The 18,278-nt window shown below is 66.9% G+C and carries 20 protein-coding genes and 4 pseudogenes; 10 read left to right on the top strand and 14 right to left on the bottom strand.

Annotation, left to right across the window (positions count from 1 at the left end; translation table 11 throughout):
• Positions 1-275: 275 nt before the first annotated feature.
• Positions 276-1,075 (bottom strand): IS5 family transposase gene (locus ACWDEN_RS44910; protein ID WP_450863790.1). Its coding sequence is split into 2 segments (ribosomal slippage): positions 276-737 and positions 740-1,075, totalling 798 coding nucleotides; the frame shifts between segments, so codons are not numbered across the junction.
• Between the two features lie 222 nt (positions 1,076-1,297).
• On the opposite strand from ACWDEN_RS44910, the gene ACWDEN_RS44905 reads away from it, so the two are divergent.
• Entirely contained in the window at positions 1,298-1,939 is a 642-nt protein-coding gene (locus ACWDEN_RS44905) for a GNAT family N-acetyltransferase (RefSeq protein WP_351623408.1), read from the top strand.
• Between the two features lie 215 nt (positions 1,940-2,154).
• Here the strand turns inward: ACWDEN_RS44905 and ACWDEN_RS44900 are convergent, their stop codons facing one another.
• The gene (locus ACWDEN_RS44900; protein WP_351622765.1) at positions 2,155-2,367 is read right to left on the bottom strand and encodes a hypothetical protein; all 213 of its coding nucleotides are present in this window, start codon (positions 2,365-2,367) and stop codon (positions 2,155-2,157) included.
• A 219-nt stretch (positions 2,368-2,586) separates the two neighbouring features.
• On the opposite strand from ACWDEN_RS44900, the gene ACWDEN_RS44895 reads away from it, so the two are divergent.
• The gene (locus ACWDEN_RS44895) at positions 2,587-2,718 is read left to right on the top strand and encodes a hypothetical protein (protein WP_351622762.1); all 132 of its coding nucleotides are present in this window, start codon (positions 2,587-2,589) and stop codon (positions 2,716-2,718) included.
• Positions 2,719-3,036: 318 nt separating this feature from the next.
• On the opposite strand, the gene ACWDEN_RS44890 is transcribed toward ACWDEN_RS44895, so the two are convergent.
• On the bottom strand, positions 3,037-3,747 hold the full coding sequence (locus tag ACWDEN_RS44890; RefSeq protein WP_450863772.1) for a hypothetical protein: 711 nt from the start codon (positions 3,745-3,747) through the stop codon (positions 3,037-3,039).
• A 503-nt stretch (positions 3,748-4,250) separates the two neighbouring features.
• On the opposite strand from ACWDEN_RS44890, the pseudogene ACWDEN_RS44885 reads away from it, so the two are divergent.
• Positions 4,251-4,411, top strand: a pseudogene (locus tag ACWDEN_RS44885) (NF041680 family putative transposase); the annotation flags it as partial.
• A 39-nt stretch (positions 4,412-4,450) separates the two neighbouring features.
• Here ACWDEN_RS44885 and ACWDEN_RS44880 read toward each other — a convergent pair.
• Complete coding sequence (locus tag ACWDEN_RS44880; protein WP_351622756.1) at positions 4,451-4,798, bottom strand: recombinase family protein; 348 nt, start codon at positions 4,796-4,798, stop codon at positions 4,451-4,453.
• 225 nt (positions 4,799-5,023) lie between these two features.
• Between ACWDEN_RS44880 and ACWDEN_RS44875 the strand changes: the two genes are divergently transcribed.
• From ACWDEN_RS44875 to ACWDEN_RS44865, 3 genes are read left to right on the top strand one after another with little or no spacing between them, the layout of a single operon-like run.
• Positions 5,024-5,455: a MarR family winged helix-turn-helix transcriptional regulator gene (locus tag ACWDEN_RS44875; protein WP_351622753.1), complete on the top strand. Its 432-nt coding sequence runs from the start codon at positions 5,024-5,026 to the stop codon at positions 5,453-5,455.
• 22 nt (positions 5,456-5,477) lie between these two features.
• Positions 5,478-6,050 (top strand): isochorismatase family cysteine hydrolase, encoded by a 573-nt coding sequence (locus ACWDEN_RS44870; protein ID WP_351622751.1) that lies wholly within the window; start codon positions 5,478-5,480, stop codon positions 6,048-6,050.
• Entirely contained in the window at positions 6,047-7,108 is a 1,062-nt protein-coding gene (locus tag ACWDEN_RS44865; protein WP_351622749.1) for an FUSC family protein, read from the top strand. The genes ACWDEN_RS44870 and ACWDEN_RS44865 overlap by 4 nt, the downstream gene beginning before the upstream one ends.
• A 90-nt stretch (positions 7,109-7,198) precedes the next feature.
• Here the strand turns inward: ACWDEN_RS44865 and ACWDEN_RS44860 are convergent.
• From ACWDEN_RS44860 to ACWDEN_RS44850, 3 genes and pseudogenes are all read right to left on the bottom strand, one after another.
• Positions 7,199-7,867: pseudogene (locus ACWDEN_RS44860) on the bottom strand (DUF4158 domain-containing protein); the annotation flags it as partial.
• Positions 7,868-8,157: 290 nt separating this feature from the next.
• On the bottom strand, positions 8,158-9,516 hold the full coding sequence (locus ACWDEN_RS44855; protein ID WP_450863769.1) for an MFS transporter: 1,359 nt from the start codon (positions 9,514-9,516) through the stop codon (positions 8,158-8,160).
• 7 nt (positions 9,517-9,523) lie between these two features.
• Positions 9,524-9,745, bottom strand: a pseudogene (locus tag ACWDEN_RS44850) (site-specific integrase); the annotation flags it as partial.
• On the opposite strand from ACWDEN_RS44850, the gene ACWDEN_RS44845 reads away from it, so the two are divergent.
• Positions 9,741-10,070, top strand: a complete 330-nt coding sequence (locus ACWDEN_RS44845) for a hypothetical protein (RefSeq protein WP_450863768.1) — start codon at positions 9,741-9,743, stop codon at positions 10,068-10,070. The pseudogene ACWDEN_RS44850 and the gene ACWDEN_RS44845 sit on opposite strands and share 5 nt — an antisense overlap.
• Positions 10,071-10,135: 65 nt before the next feature.
• Here the strand turns inward: ACWDEN_RS44845 and ACWDEN_RS44840 are convergent, their stop codons facing one another.
• On the bottom strand, positions 10,136-11,131 hold the full coding sequence (locus ACWDEN_RS44840) for a hypothetical protein (RefSeq protein ID WP_450863766.1): 996 nt from the start codon (positions 11,129-11,131) through the stop codon (positions 10,136-10,138).
• A gap of 307 nt (positions 11,132-11,438) precedes the next feature.
• Between ACWDEN_RS44840 and ACWDEN_RS44835 the strand changes: the two genes are divergently transcribed.
• Complete coding sequence (locus ACWDEN_RS44835; protein WP_351622740.1) at positions 11,439-11,711, top strand: hypothetical protein; 273 nt, start codon at positions 11,439-11,441, stop codon at positions 11,709-11,711.
• Positions 11,712-11,910: 199 nt separating this feature from the next.
• On the opposite strand, the gene ACWDEN_RS44830 is transcribed toward ACWDEN_RS44835, so the two are convergent.
• The 4 genes from ACWDEN_RS44830 to ACWDEN_RS44815 form a co-directional block, all read right to left on the bottom strand.
• Positions 11,911-12,045, bottom strand: coding sequence for a hypothetical protein (locus ACWDEN_RS44830; protein ID WP_351623464.1), 135 nt, complete (start codon positions 12,043-12,045; stop codon positions 11,911-11,913).
• Positions 12,046-12,052: 7 nt separating this feature from the next.
• Positions 12,053-12,214: a hypothetical protein gene (locus ACWDEN_RS44825; protein WP_351623463.1), complete on the bottom strand. Its 162-nt coding sequence runs from the start codon at positions 12,212-12,214 to the stop codon at positions 12,053-12,055.
• Positions 12,215-12,338: 124 nt separating this feature from the next.
• Entirely contained in the window at positions 12,339-12,614 is a 276-nt protein-coding gene (locus ACWDEN_RS44820) for a hypothetical protein (RefSeq protein ID WP_450863764.1), read from the bottom strand.
• Positions 12,615-12,648: 34 nt separating this feature from the next.
• Positions 12,649-13,173: a hypothetical protein gene (locus ACWDEN_RS44815; protein WP_450863762.1), complete on the bottom strand. Its 525-nt coding sequence runs from the start codon at positions 13,171-13,173 to the stop codon at positions 12,649-12,651.
• Positions 13,174-13,950: 777 nt separating this feature from the next.
• Here ACWDEN_RS44815 and ACWDEN_RS44810 point away from each other — a divergent pair.
• Positions 13,951-15,096 (top strand): annotated as a pseudogene (locus ACWDEN_RS44810) (IS701 family transposase).
• A gap of 64 nt (positions 15,097-15,160) precedes the next feature.
• On the opposite strand, the gene ACWDEN_RS44805 reads toward ACWDEN_RS44810, so the two are convergent.
• Positions 15,161-15,523 carry a winged helix-turn-helix transcriptional regulator gene (locus ACWDEN_RS44805; RefSeq protein WP_014670894.1) on the bottom strand — a complete coding sequence of 121 codons (363 nt, stop codon included), beginning with the start codon at positions 15,521-15,523 and terminating at the stop codon, positions 15,161-15,163.
• A 55-nt stretch (positions 15,524-15,578) separates the two neighbouring features.
• On the opposite strand from ACWDEN_RS44805, the gene ACWDEN_RS44800 reads away from it, so the two are divergent.
• The gene (locus ACWDEN_RS44800) at positions 15,579-16,805 is read left to right on the top strand and encodes an MFS transporter (protein ID WP_351619250.1); all 1,227 of its coding nucleotides are present in this window, start codon (positions 15,579-15,581) and stop codon (positions 16,803-16,805) included.
• A 489-nt stretch (positions 16,806-17,294) separates the two neighbouring features.
• Here ACWDEN_RS44800 and ACWDEN_RS44795 read toward each other — a convergent pair whose 3' ends face one another.
• Positions 17,295-18,176, bottom strand: a complete 882-nt coding sequence (locus tag ACWDEN_RS44795; protein WP_351619253.1) for a metallophosphoesterase family protein — start codon at positions 18,174-18,176, stop codon at positions 17,295-17,297.
• Positions 18,177-18,278: the final 102 nt, after the last annotated feature.

Raw genomic sequence — 18,278 nt, 5'->3', positions numbered from 1 at the left:
CCCCAGCGGTATGGCCGCCGCGTCGGCCCTGTCGTCCCCAAGGCCAGCGTACCCGCGCTAGTACTCCAGTTGCACTTCGCTATCGCCGCTGGTCAGAGGCTGTTTTCTGAGCATACTCAGCTACTCCAGCCGTAGATCGTGATCACGGATGCGGAGGCTGCCGTCCTGTCGCACCGAAGGTTGAGTGATCTCACCGAAGGCAGAGTGCGGGCGGTCTCGTCTCACAGGAGCTTCAGTGAGGCCCGGCCCCACAAGGGGTCTACAAACAGGCCATCTCAATTGGTGAGTCGGCGGTAACAGATGAGGGTGCATGCGATGCTGGTGAAAGCCAGGAAGTGGCTTGCCTGGCGTTCGTAGCGGCGGTGGAGGCGTCGGCACCCGGCAAGCCAGGCCATCGTGCGTTCGATCGTCCAGCGGTGCCGGCCGAGCCGCTGGCTGGAGTCCGCGCCCTTGCGGGCGATCCGGGGCGTGATTCCTCGGCCGCGTAACCATCGCCGCAGGTGGTTGTAGTCGTAGCCCTTGTCGCCGTGGAGCTTGTCCGGCCTTCGCCGCCGTCTGCCGCGCCGGGACCGGACCGGCGGAATTCCCTGCACGAGCGGGATCAATGCCTGGCTGTCGTGGATGCTGGCCCCGGAGATCACGACAGACAGGGGCATACCTGCATGATCGGTGATCAAGTGGATTTTCGAGCCGTACTTGCCTCGGTCGACAGGATTCGGCCCTGTCAGCTCCCCCTTTTCAGCGCCCTCATGTTTACGGAGTCGATCGCGCAACGGGACCAGTCCAGCTCGCCCCGAGAGCCGAGCTCGTCAAGGACCAGGCGGTGAAGCTTCGCCCACACTCGAGCCTTCGACCACTCCGCGAAGCGTCGGTGAGCCGTTGCGCCCGACGGCCCAAAAGAGGTGGACGGCAGCTGCTGCCACGTGCAACCCGACACCGCCACGAACATGATCGCGGCGAGCACTTCCCGGTCTCCGTACCGACGCCGGCCTCCACCTTGCGGCCGCGTCGGCGCCTCGGGCACCACTCGCTTGAACAACTCCCAAAGCTCATCCGGCACCAGCCGCTCAACTATCCCCACCGAGGCAGGCTATCGAGGCGCGGAATGAGGCAACTCGTGAACCGACGACGCGGCTCGGGCACGCGACTGACCTGCAAGACCACAGCCCGGCTCCGGTCAAGGCCACAATCGAGGCCCGTTCCCGTCAACGGCCGGGCAACTCAGCCGACACCCTGGACGTAATAGGTATTGTTGCCATTCGTCTATTACTCGCATCCAGGGGGTGTTCAACCTCTCATGAACACGGCCGAGGCCATTCAAGCGTGGGTGTCTGGCTGGTCCGTTTCGCGCGGCACAGCCGACCCGGCCGCTACTGCCTGGGGGTTCACCATTGACGTTGGCCTGCCCGGGCATGTCGTACGCCACGTGCTAACAACCGCCGACGATGCGGCTATCCGCAAGATCACTGAAGACACCACTGCGCCCGGCGCATGGGTGAAGGCACCCGCATCCCCAGAGGCACTCGAGCCCTGGCTCGGGCTTGGATGGTCCGTCGCCGGCGGACCCGGCTTCCTGATGTCCGTCCCGCTGAGCGCCGCCTGTTCCGACGCCCCACCCAAGACGGCCGACGGCTACCGGTTGCGCAGCTGGACCCGAGCCGGCGTCACCCATGTCCTGGTACGCACCACCGACGGTGCCTTCGCCGCACGCGGACAGATCGCCGTCGTCGGCCCCACCGCAGTCGTCGACCAGGTCGAGACCGACCCAGCTCATCAACGCCGTGGTCTGGGTCGCCTCGTGATGCACACGCTCGCCAACGCTGCCGCCGGACAGGGCGCGACAGAGGGCGTGCTCGTCGCGACGTCGGAAGGCCGGGCTCTGTACGAAACGGAGGGATGGCACGTGCTGGCTCCGCTGACCGGCGCCATGCGGAACTGAAGCCCGCTTCATCGTGGTTCCGAACACTCCAGCGAGGAGCCAAATGAGATGGCCTGTAAGCACGGGTCCCGCTGACCAGCGGGACTGACGAAGCCCACGGCTCTGAGCTGCTCAGATGCCGTGCGCTTCTGTCGTTGTTGGTTGGCGTTGGCCGGCCTCGCACGGCCCGGGGACGGCCCCGAAATCGCGCCGGTGGTGCGTGCCGGGAAGGTGCGTCACCTGCTGCAGGCAGCGACGATGCCCAGAATTACCAAGGCCACGAAGAACATCGCTACGCAACCGCCTATGGCGCTCTCCGCCTCCGCGACGATCCCCTTGGGCTTCGGGCGGGACTTCCTGTAGTCCTGCATCCCTCGCGCAACCGCACGCCTGATTTCGTCCTCGTCCACGGAGTCCCCCAAGCCAGCCACTGTGTTCTGAACGGCCACGGTCAACCTACCTGTTTGCACCATCGCCGCTCGATCCATCGGCGCGCGCAGTGGCCGGCGCTGACCTCTTCGTCCCGAACTATCGGCCGGACGGCCGTTGCGGTCCAGGATGCCGGTCATGGGGACTTCGAAGGTCTATGTCGGTCGGCTGCGGTCGCGGTGGTTGCTGTACTCCGCTGCGTACCGCAACGGGCGGCCAGCGAGGTGAGACCAGCAGGGTTGACCTCGCTGATGACAGTGAGCGTCAGTCCGGTGCTTCGCGGCGGCGTCGATCTCGGCGATCAGGGCCTCGATGCCGTCGGCGGGGAACAGGAAGCAGCGGTCCTGCTCGCTGCCATGGGCGCCTCCTGACGGCCGCCGACGGTCGGCAGTGTGGTCCACCTTCGGGCCCAGGCCCCCCGCTCATCCCCTGTGCGCCGCGGGCTGCTCGGCCGAGGCAGAAACCGTCGCGTCGTAGCTCTACCTCAGCAACGACTCCAAGGAGCTTGGGGACGTCATTGCGCAGGCCATTGCGTCCGGTAAGGGCCTCTGCGGCCAGAGGGGCGGGAATGAACAGGATCCCGGCCCGATTACGGGCCGGAATCCTGTATTGTGCGCCTTGCCGGAGGGCGCCGGCCCAATTCCGGTGAGCCGGCGTTCTCCAGCGTGCGCATCAGGTGGCTGCTGGCCTCAGTCCTCGCCGAATGCGCCACCCCAGCCGAATCCGCCACCCTCGCCGAATCCGCCGCCCTCGCCAATCCCGTGGCGGCAGATGACGCGGAAGCTGGCGACGACTCCGTTCTTGACCTTCACGCCGTCCTCCATCTCCTCGTGGTGCTCGCCCTTCTCGTGGTGCTCGCCCTTCTCGTGGTGCTCGCCCTTCTCGTGGTGCTCGCCGTTCTCGTGGTGCTCTCGCTCCTCGCAGTTCTCGTTCTCGTGCTCGTGCTCGTCATCGTCCTTGAACCTCGGGCAGACGCCGTTGGCGGAGCTGAAGGGGCCGACGGTGGCGACGGGGGCGCCGTTGTTGCAGACGGCCCCGCGGAAGACCTCGACCACGTTGCGGCTGTCGTTGCGGATGTTGAGGGTCTTGGCACCCAGGCCGCTGACGACGGTGATGCAGCCGTCGGGGCGGCCGGAGAATTCGCGCTCGTTGAAGAGGATCCTGCCCTCGAAATGGCGGCGGGGCCCCCCTCCTTCTCTTCCTTCGTTGCCCTTGCCCTCGTTGCCCTTGCCCTCGTTGGTGTTGGGAGTGCTGGGACCGCCGGACGGTGCTGCCGTGACCGCCGGGGCGACCTGGGGAACCGGCGCCGAGGCGGCCGAGGCGTAGGTGATGCCTGTCGCGGTCATGGCCGCGGCGGCCGCGACGGCCGTGGCGATCTTGCGGGAACGGATCGTGAACATATCGCTTGCTCTCCTCTGAGACTGGGACAGGAGCGCCCGCTGTGACAGCCGGTGCGTGATTGAACGTACTAACACCCCTTATCGCTGTCATATCGAGCAAATCGGGATCCCGGCTCCGTGGGGCTGAATCGGGTACGCGGAGCCCTCGACGCCACTCAGAGACAGAGCTGGTGGGCCATCAAATGCACTGTAAGCACAAGCAGTTGGACAGCAATTAGTCCTTGCAGGTGATCTTCTAACGTCTAGTCACCCGCAATGCTGGTGGGGCGCCGGGAATTGTCGGCGAGTCGCTGCTTGACATACGGCCTGTCGCAGGTTCAAAGGAGGCCACGTGAACGGGGGCTGTCCGACGAACGTAGCCGCACGCAGCAGGATTCGCCCAGGCCGGACGGTGACCAATTCCAGCGGGCGCGGTCTACCGGCCACGTCCAGAGAATCAAAGGGCGTGACAAGATCTGTCTTCTTGCCCTGGGTACGTTCACACGAAGGCCGCAGAGGTGAGCTTGCTGCATGACGATGCCCGAGGGGACGCGTTCGACTTCGCGTCACACTTCCGGGAAGACCTCGTGCGTGCCTGACTCGGCGCGGTGACACGCTGTTCGAACTGTGCGATGCGATGCTCTGCGAGAACGGACCGGTCACCTCGCCGGTAGACCTGACACTTGGTTCGAACCCTGCGCTCCAACCGGAGTGACATCAATTCTCACTGACATTGATCACGCGGAATCGGCGCAAGTGACTCCCAAACTCGCGTCGAAACGACATCCACGAAAAGTGACACAGCCACGCGCAGCTCGGCGACCATGTTGATGAGGTCCTGGAGGCTGCGGCCGTAGCGGTCGAGTGAGGGGACGACGAGGGCGTCGCCCACGTCGAGGAACGCGTGGCACGCCTTCAGCTCGGGGCGGAGCGCATCCTTGCCGGACTTCTTGTCCGCGAAGATCTTCCGGCACCCGGCTGCGGTGAGCGCGTCGAGCTGCCGTTCCAGCTTCTGCCCGCCGGTCGACCCCCGGGCGTACCCGATTTCCGCTGGCCCCTGAGTGGTCGTCATGACCCCGGGATCATGTCAGAAAACGGCGGTTCGGGTTTCTTGAACGACCCAGGTTTTAAAGGGTTTTTGAAGGCCCGGAAGGGTCCCGACACCCCTCTGGGAGGGATCTTCAGAAAACGAAGGTTTCTTGCAGGCGGACACCCGGACGGTGGGGGTGTCAGGCGAATCTCGGCATCCACGGATGCGCGTTTGCGGCGAACAATAGTTATGAGTCATAATTACTTCATGGAGAGGAACGAGGCCCACGTGTTCCGGCAGGACCTCATGGCGCTGCACCGGCGGCTGCGCGAGGAGCACGTCGGCGGCATCCCGCTGAACGAGGTCCTGGTCCTGGGAGCGGTCGACCGGCATGGAGCGTCCGCCAGTCCGAGCGGCATCGCAGATGACCTGCGCATGGCCAGGCCTAATGTGGCCGCCCTGCTGCGGCGCCTGGAGGCCAAGGAGCTCGTCGAGCTGACGCCGGATCCCGCCGACGGCCGACGGAGCCTCACAGCCCTGACCCAGCGCGGCCGGCAGCTGCTAGAGCGTGACCGGTCGGAGCGCGAGTCGTGGCTGGTGAGAGCCGTCGCCGCGGCACTGAGCCCAGCGGAAGCGCAGCAGCTCCTGGCGGCCGGTGCCCTGATGCGGCGCGTCGCGGACTTCCGCGAACAACCCTGAGCATGAAAGAGAAGGACACCCCATGCGCACGGCACTCATCGGTCTGGACTATATCGTCGACATCATGCACCCGGACGGGAAGATCGCCCGGTGTGCGCCCCAGGCAGCGGAACGGGACGTCGTAGCCCGGTTCAATGCCGCGAAGGAGACCGCTCGGCAGCGCGGCTGGCTGACCGTCCTGGTGAAGGTCGGTTTCGAGGCCGGGTATCACGACCAGCCCAAGCACTCGCCGATGTTCGGCCGTGCCCACGAGTTCGGCGCGCTCGACCTGACCGGCCCGGGCACTGCCTTCCACCCCGATCTGCACGTCGATGCCGACGATTTCGTGATCGCCAAACCGCGCATCAACGCCTTCTACGGCACCCGGCTCCAGCAGAGCCTCTCCGCGTCGGGCATCGAGCGCGTGGTGCTGTGCGGGGTGAGCACCGTGTGGGCCGTCCAGGCCACCGCCCGCGACGCGCACGACCGCGACTACCGCGTCGTCGTCGCCGAGGACGCGTGCGCCGCCCCGACCCTCCAGGAACACGAGGCGTCGGTGCAGATGCTGACCGGGATCGCGACGATCACCACCACCGGGCAGCTGGCCGACCTGTGACCGAGCCTCGTCCGCTCGCGGCGGGGTTGAGAATCTACCTCCGCCGCGAAGCTGGAGCGCACTACCACTGGCGGTTCGGGATCCTCGTCAGCGCGGTCGTCGCGGTCCCTCTGATCACCGGTGAGCTCGCCGGATCCCGCACAGCCGGCGCCACCGCCGCGCTGGCCGCCTGGTTCATCGCGCTGGCGATCCCGCCCCGGACCGCGCTCCAGCGCCTGCTGTTCCTGGGCCGACGGCTGCTGATTCTCACCGCCACCAGTAGCCTCGGGCTCCTCACCGGCCACCACGAGCTCTGGACCGCGGCCGCCATCATCATCCTCGCGCTGATGATCCCCGTGCCGGGGATGACCATCACCCCGCTGATCACCTTCCTGATGGCGACCAACGCCCCGCAAGGCCTGACCGCCACTGGCTACCTCGCAGCCTTCTTCCTCGGTGGCGCTGCTGCCCTGGCCGTCCTGCTGCTCCCCGCCGCGGCCTCGCCCGTCGCACCGCCGTTCACCGGCCTGCGAGTCAAAGCCCCCGGGCGGCAGCTTGCCGACCACATCCGCCGACGCAGTCCGCAGGCCCGCTACGCCGCACAGGCAGCCGTCTGCATCTGCGTTGGCTACCTGGTCCTCACCGCGCTGCACTGGCCCTTCGCCACCTGGGTGCTCGTCGGGGTCCTGACCACACTCCGCCCCTCCTGGGAGGCGACCGAGGCACGGCTGGTCAAACGCAGCATCGGCATGGTCGGCGGGTCCGCGCTTACCGCGGTGCTCCTCCTGATCAGCGCCCACACCGGCTACTGGACCACCGTTGCCTTCATCGCCGTCCTCGGCGGCCTCGCCCGCCCGCTGCGCCAGTACAACTACGGTTACTGGCCCCTCCTCGGCACCCCCGTCCTGCTGCTCCTCACCAGCCTCGAAAAGCCCCTCGCCGTGACGGACTCCGCCTGGCGACTGGGTAACAACCTCCTCGGCGCCACCATCACCCTCCTGGCCATCACCTTCCTGTGGCCCCACCCCACCCAGCGCCGCCCACCGCGGTCACACCAGGCCGACAACAGCGACCCCTGACCTTCCAGCGCCCTCGCTCGGCCGACCTCGCGACGGTTACACCTGACGGCCGCTCAGTCGTCGGCGTCGGCTTCGACGGCGTCCGGGTCCCGGCGGTGTCCGCAGCCGCTCCAGCTCCGAGACCCGCTTGCCCTCCGGAACGTCGAGCAGCCCGGCCAGTGCCGGCGCGAGCGCAGGATCGGCCCGGTGGGTCGCCCGGGTCACCGCCTCGTACAGGCGCCGCTCGGCCACCGTACGGGCCTCGGACACCGGCCGAGCCAGCACCGAGACCCCGGGCAGCAGCACCCGGTTCTTGCGCAGCCAGGTCACCGCGTGGTTGAACAGCGCCTCCGGCCCCTCGGCGTGCGTCCACGCCCTCCCGTACAGGAAGCTACGGAACTCCCGGCCCCACTTCCGGTCGGTGAAGTCCCGGTACTTGAACCGCTCCTGGATCTCCTCAGCATGCTCGTACGGCGTCCGGCGCCGCTCGGGGTACCGCTTCACGCACGAGGTGTCCTCGATGCCGAGCTGAGTGGCGAGGTACTCCACGACCTCCCACGGCACAGCCAGCGGATCACCGGCCAGGAACCGGCCGATGTAGCGGACCGTGCAGATCTGCACCGCCATGCCCAGCCGGTGAGTGTCCGTACGCCGCAGCGCGATCAGGTCACGGTCGTCGTCATCGAGGAAGAAGAACCGCTCCAGCTCCGGGCGCGTGGGCACCTGAGTGAACGTCCCGTACGCCTCGGCCTGCTCATCAGTCAGAAACTCCACCGGCACGGCCGGGACCGTAGTCACCCGTGAGGCGCCGGCGGCGGGTATCGCCGAACCCCAGCACCACCAACGGACAATGTGCTACCCGAGCAAGATCAATCTCAGCGGCACTTTCTGTACCGCAACTACTCACACCCGGTCCGCCACCACATCAACGTGCTGGGCCGGTACTCCTTCCAGCCCCCCCGACCTGCCCGGCGGAATGCGGCCCCTCCGTGCCCCGGACGCTGTCGACGAGTAGCAAGACGCGGCGGGCGCGTCTGGCCGCGCCCGCCGCTCGCACCGTCTTGGGAACTCTAGGCGTTGGCCGCCTGGACGCGGACGGCTCGGGCGCGGACCACGAAGGGCCGGGAGAAGACGGTGATGGCGATGGAGACGGCGGCCACAAAGGTGATGGCCGTACCAGAAGTGAAGTGCTGGGCAATGCCGCCAGCGATCGCGGCTCCGATACTTTGCCACGTCATCCGGCCGGCGGACTCAACTCCCTGGACCTGGCCACGGACCGGATCAGGGGTCAACTCCAGAAGCTGCTCCTGGAGCGGCAGGGTGGCAGCGAAGCCGGCACTGGCGGTGAACACCGCGGCTGTCGCCACCAGCATGGGCGGGTGGACGGCGAACAGCAGGTAGGGGGCGGCGAGCAGCAGTCGCAGGGCGAATGCGTAGCGGCGTCGCTGCTCGGCGGTGAACAGCCGCCCGACCGCAAGGTCACCGAGGAGCATGCCTGCCGATCCGGCGGCCAGGAAGACGCCAGCGTGATGGGGGGCGTAGGAGATGAACAGGGCCTCGCAGCCAACGATCAGGCCGTTGGGGACCCACAGGTTCAGCAGCAGCGCGCGTTGGCCGGAGTGGGAGAAAAGCTCGATGTTCGTCGTCCAGGTCTGGCGCAGTCCAGGGCGACGGGTCAGACGGATCGAGCGTTCCCGGACCGTCACCGCCACAATGATCAATCCACCGCCGGTCAGGGCTGTCGCGACGGCGAAGACCTCCTGCGGGCTCAGGTACCGCAGCAGTACGGCGCCGATGGCGTAGCCGAGGATGGCCATGCCTCCCGAGGTGATGTTCATCAGCGAACGTGCCAGTGCATAGGTTGAGGTCGGCACCACCTCGGCGAGCAGCCCCATCCGTGCGCCCGTTCCCAGGGACTGGAAGAACCCCAGTACAAGGAGCAGACCGAACCGGGCGGCGAGCGGCAGCCCTGGAACCGCCTGTGCGGCAACACCTACGAGCGAGACGCACTGGAGCGCGACGAGGGTCCGGCGAGGACGGCTTCCGTCCGCGACCGACATCAGCGTCAGCGCACCGAGTACCGTCGCGAAGGTGGCGCCGTACATGCTCACAGCGGTCAGGAACGGGGACTTGGTCTGCTGGTTGACCAGCGTGCCGAGCGCGAAGCCCGACAAGGTGCTCGCGGCGACCGTCAGTGTGAAGCTGGCGTACAGGCCGACGAATTCACGGTTGCGGAGCAGGTCACGGTAGGTGGTGGGAGGTGTGCCGGAGGCAGATGTGTCAGAAGGCATGAAAAAAGCCTTCGCGCGCTCCCAACCTAGGGCGCCGAAGGCCGACTGCTCGATTATAGCAAGTGCCCCGGTCCCCACCACGGCCCGCATCGGACCGGGAGAGACGCGGACGCGGATACGCACCGGTCTCAGCAGCACCGCGCATTCACCGGCGGCTGTCGCCAGGTGCGAGCAGACTGGTCAGCTCAGAGATCGCCTCGGGGGACGGCTTGAAGTAGCGGCGGACGTTCTCCGGCTTCTTGTGCCTCGACTTCGCCTTCAGCATCAGCAGGGAGGCTCCCTGCTCGCCCAGGTGGGTCAGGGCGGAATGACGGTACTCGTGCAGGTCCCAGCCTGTCCCCGGCCCGCGCACGGCGGTGTGCTTGTCCTATTCGACCGGCGACCCGCACGGCGCCGCCGGCCTGGTCAACGGCGCGCTCGGCCAAGCCCGCCGGATCGGCTCACCGAGGATGGAGGCGATGCTGCACGCCCGCCTCGCCCGCGCTCACGCGCACGCCGGCGAGTCCCGGGCCTCCGCCCGCGCCCAGAACGCCGCGCTCGACGCCTATGACCGAGCCCGCGACCATTCCCCGGAGGAGGACCCGGACTGCGTGTACTGGGTCAACCTCGGCGAACTGCGGATGCTCTCCGGATCCTGCGCCCTCAACCTCGGCAATCCCGCAGAGGTGCCGACGCAGTTCACCGCGGAATAGCCGACGGGATCGTCACCAGCCGCAAACGAGCGGTCTTGACCGCATCGTCCCTGTCCCTGCCGGGCTCAGTCCCGCGAATCCCGAAACTTCGCGCTGATGAAGAAGGCGACCGCAGCGAAGACCAGGATCCCTCCCACGAGGCCGCAGGTCGTCCACGAAACGTCGAAGAGCACGAGGATCACGGTTACCACGGTGGCCAGCACAGCCATCCCTGCGCCAGATGCGGTGATGTCGCTGCGCGGCGGGTCGTACTGGTGGCGGTTGACCGGTGCTACTGCGGGCGGGAGCGAGGGGTGGTCGGAGATGTGGGCGGCGCCGGCTCGCGCCAGCTGCGAGGCCTTGCGGCCGGCCGCCGCGCGGAACGCGGCGAATTCGTCGTTGTACCTGACCGCAGCGCTCCACCCAGGATCCACCGCTTCCCACCCGCTGCCCTCAGCTGTCTTGTAGGTGGCGTGGATCTGGTCGGTGAGGTCCTGCCACTCCGACATGCCGGTCAGTTCGGCTAGTCCGGCGAGGCGGGGCAGGACGTCCCTGAGGTGTGTGTGGCCGTCGTTCTTGGTCGGGATCGGGCGGGGGTCGAAGAGCAGGGCGAGCCGCTTGAGGTAGTCGGTGAGATCGGTCCAGCACTCATCGGCAGACGCTCCGATCTTGAACGTCCTGGTGGGCCGGTCCTTGTTGATCCCTGCCAGCAGCCGGGCAGCCCGCATTGAGTCGTACGGGCGGGAATCCGCACGGGGGACGTCGATCGTGCGGACGAGGGCTTCGGCCTCAGCCGCCGCCGCCTTGAGCGCTTCGTGCTCCGGCATGTCCTGCCGGCCGGGAAGCAGGTCCGTCCTGCCCTCTTTCTGTAGTTTGTGATGAAGCCTCGCCCATCTCCGCTTCCACGCCGCCTTGTCGGCGCCCAGATGCCCGGCCACACCGACGACGGCGCGCATGTGGGGCAGACTCCGTGGACTCAAGACTCTGGAGATGTGCGACTCCGACCAGTGCAGTGCCGCCGCAAGTTCGGTGTTGCTCCGGTCACCGGCCAACTCCCGCAGCTCCCGGGTGAACTCGCGCAAGGGAGCAGGTAAGTCTTCCAGAGGCGTGCGCGGTGCCCCCCGACGTGCCGTCCCGCCATCTCCGCCGGCGTCTCCGACGTCCCCCTGTTCTGGCATGGCGTCAGGCTATCGAGTAGCTCGCGAGGCCGGAATAGGGGCATTCCCGCTGGTCCGAGGCCATTCAGAAAGAAACTCCCGGCCAGGTGGCAGCCCAGCGAAATCCCGCCGCTGAAGCAGCAAGAAAGATCGGTTCTAACGATGTCGGCCCCGGGCTACAACCACATCAGGCCCCGACCCGCGGGGCTCCACTCGGGAGAGCAGGGACATCATGAGCACGATCAACCCGGTCCGCCGGAACAACCGCTATCTGGACATGACCGTCTTCCTCGCCATCCTGGCCACCGGCATCCTGCTGATCCTCCTCCACGTTCCGGCCGGGTCCTTGGGCACCATCGCAACCGCCCTCTCCGGACTCTACGGAACCTGGATCGGCGTGCGGCACTCCTCCCGACCTCCCGCCGGTCCGCCCCGATACAGCAGCAACCGACGCACCCCGACCGACCCCGCCGACACCACCGAGATAGACCAGCCCGTCAGCTAAGCCACCCCGCGGCGGCCGCGGCGGTCACCCGCCCCGGCCCCTTCGTTCGCTTCTGGCTGGTGGCACAGGTCTTACCGGCACTCCAGAAACCCGTAGGAGAGGGCACACGGACGTCAGCGCCTCCCAACCATGCGACCTGCGCATACGGCTGCGGCCCGCGAACACCCGATGTGTTCGCGGGCCGCAGCCGTAAGGGAGATCAGCTGGCGTTCGGGTTCCGCCCGATCAGCTGGGTCAGCAGCTCAACGATCTGCGCCTGGTTACGATCGATCTTCTCGGTGAGGCCTCGGACCTCACCGGCGAGGTCATCCACTTTCGCGTCCAGGTTGCCCACCTTCTGATCAAGGGTTGCCCACCTGCAGGCGCAGTGCCGTGAGATCGCTCTTGACGATCCCGAACTCTCGATCCGTCCGCTCCGCCCCGTCCTCGAAACAGCGGGTGAGAGCGGCGATCTCGCCCTGCGCGCCAGGGTCCTCAGGCACGCGGATCTCCTGCCAGATCATGCGATGGGATGGTCGTCAGTGGTCCTCTACGATATCGCGGTCACCGCTTCCCAAGCGCCGCCTGCCATTGGGCCGGCCGATCACCGGTACAGAGCGGTCCAGCGCACTCATTGGGGCGGCCGATTCAGGCCGGACGGCGCATCGACCGGGCGATGATGACGACCTCAGCGGTGGCCAGTCCCCACAATAGGGCGGCCACCCAGGCGAGCAAACCGTCGCCGACAGCGATGTAGGTAGTGCCCCACACGATGGCCATGACCACCAGCGGAGCAATCATCGCCATACGGCTGCCCCGAATCGGCGATGTCTGCTGCCGACCGTATGTCGAGCGCAGATAGCCGCGGTACAACGTGCACACAGTCAGCACGATCGCACCACTCCACACCAGCACTTCAGCCACGTTGCGCTGTCCCCTCTCAAGTCAGCGGCGGCACCTACTTGCAGTAGCCGCCCTTGTACTGTGCAACAACACCGTCGGTCTTGACCTCTACACACTTGTCCGCGTGCTCGACGAGAGCCGCCTGTGCCACGACGAGTGTCAGAATAGGGTCGATCACAATGTCCATGGAGCCGGCGATCGTGGTCAGGACGGCAAGAGCGACGGGACCGCCGTATGCCAGCTTCTTGGTCTCGGACTTGTTGAAATACGCGGTGCCCGTGATGATGCCCCACGTGAAGTGGGGATCGGCGACCACAGGGAAAGCGGTGTTGCTCGTGGTCGCCACCGTCTGAACGAGCTGATCGCCTTCGAGCGTGTAATGAGTCGGTACGGGCTGGCCGTTGGCGTCCTTCGCCCAGGGCGCGGAGATGTGCCCGACCTCCTGGGCGCCGGTGCCGCCTGCCAGGGTGCGCAGCAGGAGGTAGCCGCCAGCTCCGTCTTCCACTGCTTTGGTGTCGGCCGGCAGGTTCAGGGTGAAGCGCTGCGTGGTCGGTGCCTGGGCATTCTTGAGCGTGATCAAAGTGGACGCGCCACCGTCCGTGGAGGGCTGGACCGCCAGGTCGGTCGCGGTGGCGGCATCCGGGTAGACGACGGTGCCCTCTCCGGCCTTAACCCCTCCACGTCACTGCGGCCGGGCAGGCCGAGTGACAGGCTGCCCGTGCCCGGTGCTGAGGCGGCAACCTGACCGCCGGCGTTCTCCGGGGTGGAGACGGTTACACCACCCGTCGTAGCTTGCGCCGGACTGGTGGCCGTGGCCGTGGACGCGGCGATGGTCTGCGTGCCAGTGGCCTGCTGCACAACAGCGGCAGCCTGCACGGCGGTATCACCGTCAGCGGCGAAGGCCGGGGCGCTGGTGACAGCAAGAGCAGCAGTCAGGGACGAAGCAAGAGCGGCAGAGATCGCTGTACGTATACGCATTACGCGCAAAAAGCAGCGACGACGCGCACCAAAACATGCAACTCCCCCACAAGCAGCCTGAAGCTCCTGTTCAGAGAGCTGTGAGCACGTACACGCAGCACTTGTTTCAGCTGCGCGGCGGCCTCGCTATTTGTGCATGCCTTGGATCTTGCGATGCAAGTGAAGGGACTGTGATGGAAGCCGATGGGCGCGTTATTTGAGGGTCGCTTGAGCTTTCACGCCTATGGCAGCCCCAATTCCTTCGGCTACTGGGCAGGGTGGTTCGTCCCTCGAATCAGACGGACTCAAACACGGCAGCTGTAGTTCTGGTGTTCGTGCAGGTCGGGCGTGTCAGGGGCGGGTCTGGGCATGCGTACGGCCACTGTGATCATGAACGTTTGTGAGCACGTACCAAGAGACGGTGGCCGTGGAGGCCACGATAGCCGGGCAGGCGTGGGCGAAGGCGTTCGGAGCGGCGATGGGCGTGATTGGAGGCTGTTTCGCGAGGCGTGAAGCACGCGAGACCGACCGGGAGTTGACCGCCGGGCTGCTGCTGGAGGTGCACACGCGCAACTGTTGGACCCTCGCCGAGGCGCTCGGGCACCCCGGCCCGCATCGGTTGCAGCATCTGCTCTCTCGCGCCCGTTTCGATCACGACCAGGCGCGCGAGCAGGTCGCCCGGATGGTCATCGATCACCTTGCCGACGAGGACGTGGTGCTGGTGGTGGACGAGACCGGGGACGCCAAGTCCTCGACTGGCTGTGTGGGCGCGGGCCGGCAGTATTCCGGTGCCCTGCACGGTGTGGGTCTGTGCCAGGTCGCGGTGCATCTGGCCGTGGTCACATCGACCACACGGGTGATCATCGACCGGGCCTTGTACCTCCCGGCTGACTGGGTCGCCGATGATGAGCGACGCGAGGCGGCCGGCGTCCCCGACGAGATCACCTTCGCCACCAAGTCACAGCAGGCCGCACGGATGGTGGCCGATGCCCTCGACGCCGGGGTGCGCGCTCGCTGGTTCGCCGCCGATGAGGTCTACTGCGGCCGTGAACTACGCATGGAGATCCGCCGGTTAGGACTCGGCTATGCCGTCGGTGTCCCGGCCACCCACCCGGTCGTCGACGGCGCCGGACGGCGCTGGCAAGCCCGTCAACTGCTCAACAAGGTCCGCCCCGAGCAGTGGATGCGCCAGGCCACCGGCGACGGCGCCAAGGGCCGACGCCAGCTCGCGAAGGGCTACACCGGCCTCGACCAGGGCCAGGTCACCTGCTGGAACTCCTGGACGCGGTGGTCACTGTTCTCCCTGATCGCCGCCGCCGTTCTCACCATGACCCTGCATACCGAGACACCCGTCACCACCAGACGACCGACCCGTCTCGTCCCGCTGACCTGCCCCGAACTCGTACGCTTCCTACGGACCTTCGTTCTGCCGCCACCCACGCGTGATCGCGAGCACGCGCTCCGCTGGACCGCTTGGCGCTGACGGCATCAGGCCATCGCGCAAGCTTGCCACCAGCAACGACACCACCTTTACGACCAACCGTGATCGGAACCACAGCTGCCGTGACTGCCCCGCGCCGCGCGATTCGTGGCCAGATCGGCGAACGGGGTTACCGTTGCGCGTCGGCTTGTGCGCGGGCACGTTCGATGTCGGGGACGTGGCTCTCGGCCCATTCCCGGACGGCACGTAGGGGTGTCAGCAGTGACCGGCCGAGGTCGGTGAGGGCGTATTCGACATGTGGGGGATTTGCGGGAATCTCCGTGCGAGAGATCAGACCGTCGTACTCCATCGCCCGAAGCGTCTCGGTGAGCGCCTTCGGTGTGATCCCCCGGATGTGCGCCTTGAGCTCGGTGAATCGCATCGGCCTGTTGTCCAGCGCGTTGACGATGAACACCGTCCAGCGCGCCCCGATCCGGTGCAGAACGGTGCGACTGGGGCAGGTCGCGGCCATGATGTTGTAGGCCTTACCCATACACGACTCCCGGTAGCGTTGTGGATACCGGTATAAAATCTATACCGTCCGGGGTGTGTCTCTTCCCGATTGCACGGTCCGTCCCTCGATAGCTCGGCACGGACGTTTCGTCGCAGCGATCGTCATCGACTCGCTCGGCACCGGTGTCTTCGTCCCCGTTTCGATGCTGTATTTCCTGGCCACGACGTCGCTGACGCTGGTGCAGGTGGGCGCGGCACTGACGACGGCCGGGCTGCTGGCGCTCCCGGCGGGTCCTCTGGTCGGAGGACTGGTCGACCGGCACGGCGCCAAGCCGGTAGTGCAGGCGGCAAACCTGGCCCAGGCACTCGGCTTCGCCGGGTATCTCGTCGTGGGCCAGACATGGCAGATCGCCATCTGCGCCTGGTTGAACAGTGCCGGGCGGGCGGTGTTCTTCAGCTGCTACGGCGTGACCGTCACGGCGCTGGCCGCGCCCGGCCAACGCGAGCGCTGGTTCGGTCTTCTGGGGTCGGTACGCAACCTCGGCTACGCACTCGGCGGGCTCTTCTCCGCCGTCGCCGTCAGTATCGGTACTCACGGCGCCTACGCCACGATCGTGGTCGGCAACGCCTTGTCCTATGTCGCCGCCTTCGTTCTGATGCGGGCCGTGCCGAATGTCCGTCCCGAGGCGGGCCAGGACACTGCTGGAGGCTGGGGGCGCGTGCTCCGGGACCGGCGGTACCTGTTACTGGTCGCGCATCAACTGTGTTTCGCGATTTCCTTGTTCGCCCTCAACATCGCGATACCGGTCTACGCCGTGCACGTGCTGGGACTGCCTGGCTGGAATGCCGGCACGGTCTTCACGCTCAACACCCTGATGGTCGGCTTCGGCCAAGGCATCGTCGTCGGGTGGCTCAGCGGGCGGATCCGCAGCCGCGTCCTCGTCGCCGGACACGTCTCCTTTGCGGCCGGCTACCTCCTGTTCCTCGCCGCCGACCGCGTGGCTGCGCCCGCCCTCGCGGTCGGCGTCTTGTTGCTCGGTGCAATCAGCTACACCTTCGGTGAAATCCTCGGCGGCCCCATCACGTCGACTGTCGCCGCGGAGAGCGCCCCAGACGCTCTCCGCGGCCGGTACTTGGCCCTCAACCAGCTCGCCGTGACTGTCGCAGGAGCGGTCGCTCCGGCCGTGCTCTCCGGGTTGCTGTCCACCGGGGCAGCCTCGATCTGGCTGACCCTGGTGGGCGTCAGCGTCCTCGGAGCCACGCTCGCCACTACGATCGGCAAAGTGGTGCCAGCGGCGCAGAGCCGCATCGGAGATGTCTAACCGGCGGATCTCCGTGCGTAGTTCGCGGCCGCAGTAGACCTCTCACCCCCCACCGCCGTCCCGAACGCCTTCGCCCACGCCTGCCCGGCTATCGTGGCCTCCACGGCCACCGTCTCTTGATACGTCCTCACAAACGTTCATGATCACGGTGGCCATGCCCATACCCATACCCATGCCCACACCCGCCCCTGACACGCCCGACCTGCACCAACACCAGAACTACAGCTGCCGTGTCAAAGGCCGCTTCCCGATCGGCATGCTGATCCGCCCCGACGCCAAAAGAAGTACACGCCCGCCCACCAGCTCCTCGCCAACCTCAACCTGCGCGCCAGGTGTTCGCGGGCTGGCTTTGTCCACGAGATTGAGCAGCAGTTGTTCAGCACTTCGGACAGCAATTGGTGGGCTCTCGATTCGAACAGCCAAGAGTCGCAGCGGGTGCTGCTCGGCATGAGCAGCAAGCCAGTGAAGCGGCGGAGCGGAGCCCTGGGCTCAGTTCGGGTTCACCGCGGAGGGGCCGAGCCTCTCGATGACCTCGCGCATCTCCTCCTCGTCGGCCTCGTAGACCGTCTCACCCATGCGCGGGTCACGGACATGCAGCGTGTGGATAAGGGGGCCGTGGGGTGTTCCGAGCTGCACGAGGGAGGCTGACGGGCCGTGGACAGCGCGCTCGGTGCCGGGCCGAGCCGTCAGATCGATGCGGCTGACGACGCCGGGCGTCACCCAGACGGTTGCTTGTTCCAGGTGCCCCAGAATCTGCAGGTGGAAGTGTCCGCTCAAGATGAGTTGGACGTTGGTTCCACGGATGGTCTCGGCCAGCTCTGCATTGTTCTGCAAGCCCAGCGCCCGCTGGACGTCGACGTCCAGGGCGACTGGCGGGTGGTGGAAGGCCAGGACGGTGCCCAATGGTGCCGGGCTGCTGAGTAGTTCGCGGAGCCAGTCGAGTTGACCACGGTCCAGTCGACCGTAACCCTTGCCCGGAACGAGCGTGTCCAGCGTGATCAGCCGCCATCCGTCGATGGTGCTTGCCCCTGCTCGCTCACCCGCCGCTCCCTCGTACACTGCCTCGGGCTGGACGTGGCCGCTGCCGAGCACGTCTGCGAATGCGGTGCGGTCGTCGTGGTTGCCCGTCGTGTAGAAGACGTCCGCCCCTCGTTGGCCGGCGTACCTGGACAGGAGCCCCTGCGCCCGCGCATATGCCTCGAGAGAACCGTCGTCCGCGACATCGCCCGTGACCACTACTGCGTCGAGGTCGCGCAGGTGGTCCAGTTCGGCAAGCAGGCAGCGAAGTGCGGCAGTGCCATCGGCCCCGTCGGCGTCGGGACCGCCAGAGCGGTCGAGATGAGTGTCAGAGAGATGCAAGATCCGCATCATCTGAAACTACTGAACTTGATTAGGTGATGTCGGTGCCGTTCGCCTGACAGTCGGCCGTTGGCACCGGTAGCCCTGGGGCGTGAGGTATGCACAGGGCGGTGG

Source organism: Streptomyces sp. NPDC001153 (assembly GCF_053598315.1).
Note: the sequence above shows the minus strand (reverse complement) of the source record. Positions and strands in the feature narration are given on the sequence as shown.